Raw genomic sequence first — 11,649 nt, forward strand, 5'->3', positions numbered from 1 at the left:
ATGGTGGATCTTTTCGTTGGCATTTTACTTTTTGTTGCCATCGTTATCGGCTGGCTACTTGGTAAAGCCGAGCGCAAAAAGACCCATACGGATGAGCCCGTCAGCAGTGTCGGAAAAGGCTACTTCGATGGACTTAACCTGCTTCTCAATGAAAAACGGGATGAAGCAGTAGACCTGCTGCTGAAAACCTTGGATGTAGACGGCGAAACGTTCGAGACTCACATCGTGATGGGCAGCTTGTTCCGGCGGCGGGGTGAAGTAGACCGCGCCATTCGTATCCACCAGGATTTACTTGCTCGTTCTGATCTGGCCCGCAATCAATATGCTGCGGTGAAATTGGAATTGGCACGGGATTATTTGAGCGCAGGGGTACTGGATCGTTCAGAGCGCCTGTTGAAGGAAATTGCTGAGGAAGATTCCCCCAACCAGATCAAGGCGCTTGAATATCTGCTCAGGATATTCGAACAGGAGCGAGAGTGGGAGCGCGCTACCGAAGTCGCGGAAAAATTGGTGGCCAAGGGCAAATCGCTGCAGACTCAGTTGTCTCACTATTATTGCGCTCTGGCCGAGCAGAATCTGAAAGTAGGGGATTTTGTGCATGCCCGGCAGGATTTGAAGAAAGCCCTGCAGACAGACAAGCGTTGCGTTCGTGCCAGCTTGATGTTGGCGGACGTGGAATCACAGGCGGATAATGCCAGGGAAGCGGTAAAATCCCTCAAGCGAGTGCTGGAACAAGATCCTGCTTTCATTCCCGACACTTTGCCTCAGTTACGCAAAAACCACGAAACACTCAATCAACTGGGTGAACTCTCCAGCTATCTTTTTGAATGCCTTGAAAAAAGTCCTGCTATTTCTATTGTTATCGAACTATCCGAGTTGGTGACCCAACTGGAAGGGGAGCAGGCAGGGGCCTATGTACTATCTGAATATTTGAAGAAGCGTCCGTCAGTAAAAGGTTTGGATCGTTTAATCAGCTTGCAAATGTCCAATGCCAGCGGTGAAGAAAAGGAGAATCTCGGTATTCTACAAGCATTCACCCAACGCTTAATCAAAGACAAGCCGATCTATCGTTGCGAGTCCTGTGGTTTTGACGGAAAAACCCTTCATTGGCAGTGCCCCACCTGTAAATCCTGGGGTTCGACCCGGCCTATTCAAGGACTTGAGGGTGAATAGAGTAGGCGCTCGGAAAGGTGTAGTTTTAGCAGCTTTGTACAAGGAGCCCCAACATGACTTGTAGCACTCCGGTAATTGTCGCTTTGGATTTTCAATATCTGGAGCAAGCCCTGAATCTTGCTGATCAACTTGATCCGGAAAAGTGCAGGGTAAAAGTCGGTAAAGAACTCTTTACACGGGAAGGCCCCTCCATACTGAAAGCGCTCCATGAGCGAGATTTCGACGTATTTCTTGATCTGAAATTTCACGATATCCCTAACACGGTTGCGCGGGCCTGTGCGGTGGCCGCGGATATGGGCGTCTGGATGGTAAACGTGCATGCATCCGGCGGCAGGCGAATGATGGGAGCCGCGAAAGAAGCGCTTGAATTATCGGGTGCAAAGACGCGTCTGATTGCAGTTACGGTTCTGACCAGTATGGAGCAACGCGACCTGGCTGATATCGGCCTGGATGTGGCACCCGCAGAGCAGGTGATGCGGCTGGCAAAAATCACTCAGGAATGTGGATTGCATGGCGTGGTCTGCTCAGCGCAAGAGGCCAGCCTCCTTAAGCAACAATTTGGTCCGGAATTCGAACTGGTCACTCCGGGCATTAGGCCAGAAGGCGTCGCTACAGACGATCAGCGCCGCATCATGACGCCCGCCCAGGCGGTGTCGGCCGGAGTGGATTATATGGTGATTGGCCGTCCAATTGCTCAAAGCAATCACCCTGAAAATGCGCTTGATGATATTTTAACCAGTCTCCGTTAGCTCTCTTAATCCCCTGAAATTTACGGGCAGTTTGTCTCTGTAGAAACACACTCCATCTGGAGGAAACTGCCCATGATAAACGAGTGCCAGCGCCGCAGCTTCAGGTTCATTTGTCTATTCAGCGTGCTGTTGGTTACGTTGAAATGTATCCAGCCAGACGTCAGTTACGCTCGTGAAGAATTTCTGATCCTTCTTCCGATTAATATTAATGAAGCCAATGCGTTGACCTTGTCCCGAGCACTCACCGGTATTGGTCCGAAGAAAGCCGAGGCGATCATCGCTTTTCGTGAAGAGCATGGTGATTTTGAAAATTTACACGACTTGTTACAAGTCAGGGGGATTGGGCCAGGAACGCTAGCTAAAAACCACAGTCGAATTACCTTGGAGTAAAGTTTTTCAAGGCGCATCAACAACCTAGCAAAAGAAATTATCCACAAACGCCGGGTTATTTCCTATACTAAGTGCCACGTTCGACCCAAAAATTATATCAAACGGAGCGACCCACCTGTGACCAGACGATCTTTTTCTTTAATGCCATTCTACCGCTTAATGAGTTTAGTCATTAGTGGGTTAGTGCTGTGCTTGTCGGTTTCCATGGCGAATGCAGCGGACGTGCCATCTCCGGATAAGCTAATCCAGTCTCTCTTCACCGAAGTCAATGAGCGTGTTCAAAAGGATCATTCCAAGATAGAGGCGGATAAAACGTACCTGATCACCATTGGCAATGAGGTACTTCTACCCTACGTTTCTTTCGAAACTATGGCTAAGCAAATCCTGGGAAAAAACTGGCGCAAAATCACTCCGGAACAGCGTTCCCGCTACACTGATGCCTTCCGCAATCGAGTATCGGTATCGCTGGTCTCCCAGTATGACCCGCAAAAGCGATATGACCTGGAAGTGACCGGTTCTCGCATGAACAGTAAAGGGGATCGGGCCGCGGTCAATAGCGTGGTTACCGAAGCGTCTGGCACCAATAAATACAATATCAGTTACAAGCTGTTTGTTGATCGCAAGGCGGGCAACTGGAAAGTGTACGACGTGGTAGTAGAAGGCATCAGTGTATTGCAAAGTTTCAAAACCGCCAGTGCGGAAGACTTCAAACGCAACGGAATCGAATACATGATTTCCCAGCTGGAGAGCTCAGACGCCAGCGCAGAACTGAATGCCAAAGCAAATTCCAAAGCTCAATAATTTCGCTCTAACCGGTTTTTCGCGTGGATAGGCTTATAGTTTAAACAAAAGCAAAATAAGTGCTTGAGATAATCGCAGTATCATTGAATACTCTGGATATTGTTATAAACTGTTAAAAACACTTGATTTTCAATGAGTAAACTTTTGACAGCGTCTCAAATGCGCGGGGGAAAACATGTCCTGGTATGTAATCCGAACCAAATCACGCCAGGAAGCGCGTGCTGTGTTCAATTTGGAAAATCAAGATTTCAAAGTCTACTGCCCCTGGTTAATCCGCAAAAATACTCAGCGGGAAGCGCTCTTCACCGGATATCTATTTGTTCAGGTCGATGCCTTTGAACGTTCCTATGCGAGCTTGCGAAGTACGCGTGGTGTTTTATCAATATTGAAGTTCGGAGAGACCTGGTCAACGGTAGACGATGAGTTTATCGATTACCTGAAATCGAACGAAAACAAACACTGCGGTGTACCCCTGTTTAAACCTCAACAAGAAGTGATATTCAAAGACGGACCCTTCAAAGGAATCGAAGCCGTTTATTTGTGTGCCAATGGAGAAGAGCGGGCGATGGTGTTGATCAGCATATTGAACCGGCTTCAGAAAATTCTAGTGGAAGAACACCTTCTTCAGGCAGTTTAATCTTTAGCAAATAAATTACACATTTATAAGATTACGCAACGGTTCTATGGGGTGGTTGCATCAGGGCGGTAGCGTGCTTTAGGCCCGGGTTTAGAGTCAGAATAAGGATTTATGCCAAAATATAAAAAGAGAGGATTAAGCCTCCTTATCATTCCATTCGTTTTTTACATCAGCGCGCTTAAAGCTGCCCCCTGGATTGATCCGGGTGATGAACGCTTGCGCCACCATATTACCGTTCTGGCCGATGCAGGAATAATTAAAACGCCCATAACCACCTGGCCCTTAACGTGGGGTGCGGTAATTGACGGCATCGAGCAGGCAGATGCTTCCGAAGTCAGTGATGCGGTCGTATGGTCGCTCGAGTATGTTAAATTCTCCTTCAAGCAAGCTACTGGATTTTTTAGCGCAAGATCCTATGCAGGAATGCAGTCAGACGTTTCCGCCATTTCTGATTTCGGCACCGATCAGCGTGAAAAAACGGAGTTGAAAGGGGAGCTGGACTGGTTGGGTGACAATATCGCTGTCCGTCTGCGCGGCACCTGGGTTAACGATGCGAGTGATGGGAAGGATCTTCGATACGACGGTAGTTACATTGCGGGGATGCTCGGTAATTGGATTGTCAATGCAGGGGCGATCGATCGCTGGTGGGGGCCGGGTTGGCAAAGTAGCTTGATCCTGTCCAATAATGCACGACCGGTAGATGGACTATCGCTTCAGCGTAATTTCTCCGATGCGTTCGAGTCGCCGATTTTAAATTGGCTGGGTCCCTGGAGCATCACGGCGTTTGCCGGACAATTGGAGCAAAATCGTGAGATTCCCAATGCAAAGCTACTCGGTGCTCGTTTTACTTTTCGTCCATTTTCAAATCTGGAAATCGGTTTAGCCCGGACGGCGCAATGGGGTGGAGACGGTAGGCCACAGGATTTATCTAGCTTGTGGGATTTGATTATTGGCAATGATAACCGGGGCAACAATGGTATTGATATCGACAATGAGCCGGGGAATCAGATGGGTGCAATCGATTGGCGTATAGGCGGCAATGTGCTCAATACCCACTCTGCAATTTATATGCAGTACGTGGGCGAAGACGAGAGTAATGGGTTTCCTTCACGTGGAACCTATTTGTATGGCCTGGAAACGGCGTTTTCAACTTCATCGGTTTTTCATCGGTTTTATTTGGAGTTTACGGATTCCATGACCAAAGGTAATTTGCCTAACAATGCCTATGAGCATGAGTTATATAGATCGGGTTATCGTTATCATGGGCGACCACTCGGTGCCAGTTTCGATAACGATTCTAAAGTATTTACATTTTCCGGGGCGCACTATTTTTCGAATGGCAATGCATTGGAATGGCGTATACATAGATTGGATCTTAATCGCGACGGTACCAATGTTGGTAAACCGGGCGGTAGCGTCTATGGTGACGTGAACAGCGAAACCGAAATGGTTGAAATTGCCTACAGCACAATCATATCAGACTTCAAAATCACAGCATCGGTACAGAATGCAAACGAAGAAATTTATTGGAACAACCAAACCATCAAAGGAGCCGGTGGTGGCCTCTCGATCGAATACAAGCTCTAGAAACTGCCTTTGGCTCATTGTGATTTCGCTATTGATAGGCGGAGCACCTATGTTTGCCAAACCGGCCAGTGCGTTTACGCCTACTGATGCGCAAATCGAACAGTTTTTAAAACTACCGAAATCCCAGCAGGAGCAAATTGCCAAGCAATTTGGTGTGGATCTGGATCAGTTTAAGATGTCGGCGCTATCGGGGGGCGGATCCAATACTCAGAGGGAAAACCAAGAAACAGATCAGTATTATCAACAGCCAAGGGCGCCTTATCAAGATTACAAACCGACCACGCGGCAGCAAAATAACGGGGCACAGGGATACTCGTCACCTCCAAGTCGTCAATACCAATACAATCAGCGGCAGGGGCAGCGTGAGGATTATCAAATGCAAGATTATTCGGGGCAAAGATACCCCGATGAGAACAATGTGCACCAGGGTCGATCAGCCCCAGATTCCAGAAGTTCATACCAGCAAGTCAACCCGTATTACAGATCGCAACAGGAATATCCGGATCGAACGGATAGTACGTTTTATCCATTAACTCCAGACTCACCCTATCAGCAGCGAAACCAGTTTGACTCGGACAATCCATCACTGGGACAGAAATTCTATTCCGGAATGCAGCATCAGTCCGGTGAACTGCGATCTTTTGGCTACGAACTATTCCAGAATAATTTTGAAGCATTTGTGCCCAACAGCAATGTTCCGGTTCCGCTGGATTACATAGTGGGCCCGGGGGACTCCTTTACGGTCCAGTTATATGGCAAGGAAAATTCCAGCTACGACTTCACCATAAACCGTGATGGTTTCGTGCAGTTCCCCGAAATCGGGCCTGTTTCCGTCGCCGGCCTCAGTTTTGGTCAGGTACAGGATTACATTAATAAAACAGTATCAGAGCAAATGATCGGAGTGAAAAGCTCCGTGACTATGGGCGCATTGCGATCCATGCGCGTGTTCGTTTTGGGCGAAGCCAATCAACCGGGCTCCTATGTTGTAAGTTCCCTCTCCACAATGACCAATGCGCTATTTAGTAGCGGTGGCGTACGCAAAATCGGTTCCTTGCGAAATATTCAGTTAAAACGCAAAGGGAAAGTGATAGCCACTCTGGATTTGTATGACCTATTGCTGCGGGGTGACACAGCGAACGACAGTCGCTTAGCCCCCGGAGACGTAATCTTCATTCCTCCTATCGGTAAAACCGTGAGCGTGGATGGCGAGGTTCGCAGACCCGCGATATATGAGGTAAAAAACGAAACATCGGCACAGCAGGCCGTTCAGTTAGCGGGGGGGCTTTTACCGACTGCCTATCCTAAAGAATCGAGAATCGACCGCATAAATGAAAAAGGTGAGCGAACGGTTGTCAATCTTGATTTATCTAGCAAGCAGGGTGCAGCTCTTCCCATTCGAAAAGGCGATGTGCTAACGGTTTTTTCAGTGCTCGATAGTAAACAAGATATAGTCGAGTTGCAGGGGCATGTAAAACGACCTGGAATTATGGCCTGGAAACAGGGTATGAGAGTAACGGATGTTCTTGGCGATATATATAACCTGAAACCAAATCCGGATTTGAGTGTTGCCATGATAGAACGTGAGGTTCAGCCTTCGCGAAAACTGGAAGTGCTCACATTTGATTTGGGCGCAGCGTTAATAAATCCGTTGTCAGAGTATAATGTAAAAGTTAAGCCAAGAGATAAGATAACCGTATTTAACTACACCGATCCGAGAGCAATGATTATGTTGCCGATCATCGATAGCCTACGAACACAGGCGTCGCAAAGTGAGCGTGAGCAGGTAGTAAAAATCGGTGGATTTGCGCGGTTTCCTGGTGAGTATCCGCTAATAAGGAACATGACGCCGTTGGAGTTGATCGCATTGGCCGGCGGTCTTACTCAGGATGCTTACAGTCTAGAGGTTGAAATAACTCGGTATACCCTTGATGAACATGAGAACCAGGAAATTAAATATCTTAACGTCGAGTTAGACGACACGGCGGGATACGTCTTGCAACGGCAAGATTACTTAAATGTTAAACGGTTACCCGATTGGTCGCCGGAAGAAACAATCACATTGGAAGGTGAAATAACCTTTCCAGGCACCTATACCATTAAAAAAGGCGAAACACTTAGGGAGGTTTTACTGCGCGCAGGTGGCTTGACCGAACAAGCGTACCCCAAAGGCGCTGTATTTACCCGTAGTGATTTGCAAGTGCTTGAAGCACAACGATTGGAAGAGCTGAAGAATAAGCTCAAAGGTGATATTGCCGCATCGAATATTGCGCAGCAAGAATCTATTGAACGAGTAGGCAGCGATGACGCAGAAAATCTTCTGGAGAGTTTGGGTGAAATTAAGCCGTTGGGTCGAATGGTTATAAACTTACCAGAAATAGTTAACAAGCCAGAAGCTCAGGATATTCTGATAGCAGATGGCGATACCCTAAATGTTCCTGGCTTTAAGCAATCAGTCACGGTGGTGGGTGAAGTGCAGTATCCGACTTCGCACCTATTCAATAAAAAGTACAGCGTTGAAGAATACATCGATAGGTCAGGCGGACTGAACACCAAAGCAGATGACGATCGAATTTATGTAGTCAAAGCGGACGGAAGCGTGTTGTTGCCAAAATCTTCTGGGTGGTTTGCGCGAAAATCGATTTCAGTCGAGCCGGGTGATACCGTGGTAGTGCCATTGGATGCGGACAGGATTAAGTCGTTGACATTGTGGACTAGTGTGTCACAGATATTCTATCAGATCGCGTTGGGTGCAGCTGCGGTCAATAGTTTTTAATCTTGATTATGATACAAAAAACATATCGACCTTGGGCTATGTGAAATAGGAAGCGATTTCATGAACTTAAATGAACGATTATTTCCTTCTTGCCACTATTGATAAAGAACTAATGTATGCGAGATTCAAGGGGTATTGAGAAAAAGATTAAAACATCGTGTTGCGTTCTAATACCATTTTATAACGCGGGTCATACGCTTGTAGAGTCCTTGGACTCGATTGATTATGGTTGCTTTATTCCAGATGTCCTAGTTGTAGATGATGGAAGTGAAGTTAAGGCGGTCGATGTTTTGAGCACCTATGCCGGATCTCTGAATGTCTTTATAATAAGATTGAGTGAAAATAGAGGGATTGAGTATGCGCTAAATGCAGGCTTGGAATACTGCGATGGGAAATACGATTACATTGCTCGTTTAGATTGTGGAGATAAATGCAAAAATAATAGGATACAAACGCAAGTCGACTATCTCGAGAGAAACCCAGAAATATACTTACTAGGTTCATGGGCCGAGTGTGTGGATTTGCATGGGGGCGTTGTAAGAATTTTACGGCCGGCGAATAGCTATAAACAGATTCAAAAAGGAATGTATGTTAATAATATGTTTGTCCATTCCTCCGTAATGTTTAGATCTTGTTTAATAAAGGAAGTTGGGTTTTATCCTGTTGAATTTGAGGCATCGGAAGATTTTGCTTATTTTTTTAAAATAGTCAAAAGATTTAAATCTGAAAATTTACCATCAGTCCTATTGGAGTATAGAGTCGATCCAAACTCCATCTCATCTATGAAGTGGAAGGCCCAGCTAATTAGTAGATTGAAAATATTGAAATCAAATTTTTATTTTGGGGCTTACCCTATATGGGGTTTGCTGCGCTCTTTTCTGTTGTTAATTTTCCCTCGGATGACCCTGTTTGCATTTGTTCGAACATTTAAAAGTCACTAAATATTATTGGGAACAGTTCTTATTTATAGCCATTGGCGGCTACAAGTTTCATCCTAATTCTAGGGCTAGGGCTAGGGCTAGTTTGTCGGAGAATAAAAATTCTATTAGGCTACTCATGGCCTCCCTGAGGCAATCCAATCTAAACTTTTCTTTCCCATACATGTGTGTAAAAAGGTAGTATTTTTGCTCTTGATTCAAGTTTTGGCTGAATCGTGATTGGTCAGTAATTTTAGTAGTGAGCGTATTTCTCGCTCAGAAAAGGTCAATGTAACTTCGGCGATCTTAGCTCGAATTTTACTGTATGAAAACTTTGTTGATAATTGAACTGGTTAAAACGTTGATATAGGTCTTTTTCACGCCAAACTAAAAAAGTTTCCGGATCTCTATTTAGTGCAGCCTTGGTATCGGAACTACATTTTCTTAACACGAGTAGCACTAAAATAGAAACGAAGCTGGCTTCACGCCATGCCACTTTATTCGTATAGATTTAACAGATCATAGAACGTTGAGTCAAATTCCTGTTTAAAATGCCGCAAGAAATTCGAAACAATTTTTATGGGGGTTTTCCGATATCGAAACGTCAAATACTTTGGTCGACTTAAACCAAATATTGGAGAGTGAAAGCCTTCCAGGTAGTGATGCTAGTTTGATTGTGGTGAAGTGATTTACTTTGTACTTGTGAAAAAATTATTGTTCTATTTTACTAGTGCTAAACTAAATCGAACGATTAGTTCGGATGTGTTAAACGATTTTTAAAATTAATAAGGGCGATATGATCGATACTAAATATCATAACGAAGAAATAGATTTAGCAAAGCTTGTAAGGAGCATTGTGGCCGAGTGGAAAACCATACTGTTTTTCTTTACGGTATCGGTGATCGCTTCGGTGATATACGCAATCAAAAGCCCTGATATTTACACTTCTACTGCTATGGTCATTGCAGCCCCGACACCTACTGCTACACAGAATTTAGAAATTCCAGGCAAATTGGGTAGTGTAGCATCTCTCATAGGACTAAATGGCGATAAATCTAACGACAATCTAATGTTAGCTCTTGCCATGTTAAAGAGTTGGGAATTTGTAGAGTTTTTTATAAGCAAGAGAGGTATAGGTCCGCAAATATATGCTTCCACAAGTTGGGATAAAGACACTGATACTCTGGTGTATGATGCATCGAGTTATGATGCTAAAGAGAAAAAATGGATTCATAGCAGTCGAAGTATCAGCCCCACTAATCCTGCGCCTTCTAGCTGGTATATTTATAAAATTTTTGAAGATTCATTGGGAATCTCAACTGACACCAAAAGCGGCATAATTCGAATATCCATAAGCCACTATTCACCAAAGCTAGCCCAAAAGTGGGTCGATTGGATCATTCAAGATATTAACCAGCATCTTAAAAAGGAAGAGATTGAGGACACGAAGAGGAGAATTGATTTCTTAAAAAATGAGATAGAAAAGAATAAAATCACACAAATAGATAGAATGTTTAATAGTCTTATAGAAGAGCAAACAAAGATTTTGATGCTCGCCGAGGCAACCGATGAATTTGTATTAAAGACAGTGAGTAAGTCCAAGGTGCCGGTCGAGAAATCGGGGCCAGACCGAATTCTTATTATCACAATTGGAATCATCTGTGGTTTAGCTTTATCTTTTGTTTTTATATATATGAAAAATTTTATTTTTAGATCTGAAAATAGCGATAACGGATTATGATAAAACCAAATACTATCAAAAAATACATAAAGCCAATTGTTGAGCTTAGCCCAATGGCGGCAACTAGTTATCGGTATTTTAGGGATTTAAGTCTTTTAGCAAAAGATTCTAGAATTACACCCTTTGGGTTTAAGTTCACTGGCAACGAAATGATGATAAACGGTCAGTTTGAGCCAGATGAAACCGCTCTTATAAGATCGCTGTTTTCTGAAGCAAGATTGTTCATAAATATTGGGGCGAACATAGGATATTACTGTTGTATGGCTCGAAAATTCAATGTCCCTGTCGTCGCATTCGAACCCATATATATGAATGTACAGCTCTTGTTAAAAAATATAAAAGACAACAATTATGAAGATGAATTTGTATTGTTTCCGATAGCTCTAAGCGATAAAAGAGGAATAGTCGAAATTTATGGGGCTGGTACAGGAGCCTCAATTGTACAAGGGTGGGCAGGTAATTCAAAAGCATCTCCCCAGCTCGCTCCAAGTTCTACTATTGACGCTATCCTTACAAATAAGTTTGAGTTAGATAATGCGCTGATATTAATAGACGTAGAGGGTGCAGAATATTTTGTTCTGAAGGGAGCTGAAGAATTGCTAAACTCGAGAAGCAGGCCAATTTGGATAATAGAGATAGCTATTGATGAACATCAGCCAGGAGGCGCTTCTATAAATAAATATCTTATGAAAACATTTGAGATATTGTGGTCTTCAGGGTACGAAAGTTGGACCGTTTGTAGTGAACCGAAAAAAGTAACAAGAGCCATGATTGAAAATATCATAAATTCTGGCGTCAATAATCTTTCTACTCATAATTTTCTTTTTAAGTCGGCTGAAAATCAATGTGTAATTAATGACATAAAACAATCTATTTGATGA

At 44.3% G+C, this 11,649-nt stretch carries 10 protein-coding genes; all 10 read left to right on the plus strand.

Annotated elements, in window-relative coordinates:
• Entirely contained in the window at nucleotides 1-1,173 is a 1,173-nt protein-coding gene (gene lapB, locus FT643_RS12300; protein ID WP_156871694.1) for a lipopolysaccharide assembly protein LapB, read from the plus strand.
• Nucleotides 1,174-1,226: 53 nt separating this feature from the next.
• Nucleotides 1,227-1,922 carry an orotidine-5'-phosphate decarboxylase gene (pyrF, locus tag FT643_RS12305; protein ID WP_156871695.1) on the plus strand — a complete coding sequence of 232 codons (696 nt, stop codon included), beginning with the start codon at nucleotides 1,227-1,229 and terminating at the stop codon, nucleotides 1,920-1,922.
• Between the two features lie 72 nt (nucleotides 1,923-1,994).
• Nucleotides 1,995-2,312 (plus strand): helix-hairpin-helix domain-containing protein, encoded by a 318-nt coding sequence (locus tag FT643_RS12310; protein WP_156871696.1) that lies wholly within the window; start codon nucleotides 1,995-1,997, stop codon nucleotides 2,310-2,312.
• A gap of 117 nt (nucleotides 2,313-2,429) precedes the next feature.
• The gene (locus FT643_RS12315; RefSeq protein WP_156871697.1) at nucleotides 2,430-3,113 is read left to right on the plus strand and encodes an MlaC/ttg2D family ABC transporter substrate-binding protein; all 684 of its coding nucleotides are present in this window, start codon (nucleotides 2,430-2,432) and stop codon (nucleotides 3,111-3,113) included.
• A 175-nt stretch (nucleotides 3,114-3,288) separates the two neighbouring features.
• Nucleotides 3,289-3,750, plus strand: coding sequence for a transcription termination/antitermination NusG family protein (locus FT643_RS12320; protein ID WP_156871698.1), 462 nt, complete (start codon nucleotides 3,289-3,291; stop codon nucleotides 3,748-3,750).
• A gap of 111 nt (nucleotides 3,751-3,861) precedes the next feature.
• The gene (locus FT643_RS12325; protein ID WP_156871699.1) at nucleotides 3,862-5,337 is read left to right on the plus strand and encodes a capsule assembly Wzi family protein; all 1,476 of its coding nucleotides are present in this window, start codon (nucleotides 3,862-3,864) and stop codon (nucleotides 5,335-5,337) included.
• Nucleotides 5,338-5,386: 49 nt separating this feature from the next.
• On the plus strand, nucleotides 5,387-8,110 hold the full coding sequence (locus FT643_RS12330; protein ID WP_198043507.1) for an SLBB domain-containing protein: 2,724 nt from the start codon (nucleotides 5,387-5,389) through the stop codon (nucleotides 8,108-8,110).
• Between the two features lie 116 nt (nucleotides 8,111-8,226).
• Entirely contained in the window at nucleotides 8,227-9,051 is an 825-nt protein-coding gene (locus FT643_RS12335) for a glycosyltransferase (RefSeq protein WP_156871701.1), read from the plus strand.
• Between the two features lie 772 nt (nucleotides 9,052-9,823).
• Complete coding sequence (locus FT643_RS12340) at nucleotides 9,824-10,768, plus strand: Wzz/FepE/Etk N-terminal domain-containing protein (protein ID WP_156871702.1); 945 nt, start codon at nucleotides 9,824-9,826, stop codon at nucleotides 10,766-10,768.
• The gene (locus FT643_RS12345) at nucleotides 10,765-11,646 is read left to right on the plus strand and encodes an FkbM family methyltransferase (RefSeq protein WP_156871703.1); all 882 of its coding nucleotides are present in this window, start codon (nucleotides 10,765-10,767) and stop codon (nucleotides 11,644-11,646) included. The genes FT643_RS12340 and FT643_RS12345 overlap by 4 nt, the downstream gene beginning before the upstream one ends.
• The last annotated feature ends 3 nt before the right edge of the window (nucleotides 11,647-11,649 follow it).

This window comes from Ketobacter sp. MCCC 1A13808 (genome assembly GCF_009746715.1).
GTDB lineage: Bacteria > Pseudomonadota > Gammaproteobacteria > Pseudomonadales > Ketobacteraceae > Ketobacter.

What these genes read in the sequence shown, in the direction of transcription:
- lapB (WP_156871694.1), top strand. Translation starts at nt 1, where the DNA reads ATGGTGGATCTTTTCGTTGGCATTTTACTTTTTGTTGCCATCGTTATC.
- pyrF (WP_156871695.1), top strand. Translation starts at nt 1,227, where the DNA reads ATGACTTGTAGCACTCCGGTAATTGTCGCTTTGGATTTTCAATATCTG.
- FT643_RS12310 (WP_156871696.1), top strand. Translation starts at nt 1,995, where the DNA reads ATGATAAACGAGTGCCAGCGCCGCAGCTTCAGGTTCATTTGTCTATTC.
- FT643_RS12320 (WP_156871698.1), top strand. Translation starts at nt 3,289, where the DNA reads ATGTCCTGGTATGTAATCCGAACCAAATCACGCCAGGAAGCGCGTGCT.
- FT643_RS12325 (WP_156871699.1), top strand. Translation starts at nt 3,862, where the DNA reads ATGCCAAAATATAAAAAGAGAGGATTAAGCCTCCTTATCATTCCATTC.
- FT643_RS12330 (WP_198043507.1), top strand. Translation starts at nt 5,387, where the DNA reads ATGTTTGCCAAACCGGCCAGTGCGTTTACGCCTACTGATGCGCAAATC.
- FT643_RS12335 (WP_156871701.1), top strand. Translation starts at nt 8,227, where the DNA reads ATGCGAGATTCAAGGGGTATTGAGAAAAAGATTAAAACATCGTGTTGC.
- FT643_RS12340 (WP_156871702.1), top strand. Translation starts at nt 9,824, where the DNA reads ATGATCGATACTAAATATCATAACGAAGAAATAGATTTAGCAAAGCTT.
- FT643_RS12345 (WP_156871703.1), top strand. Translation starts at nt 10,765, where the DNA reads ATGATAAAACCAAATACTATCAAAAAATACATAAAGCCAATTGTTGAG.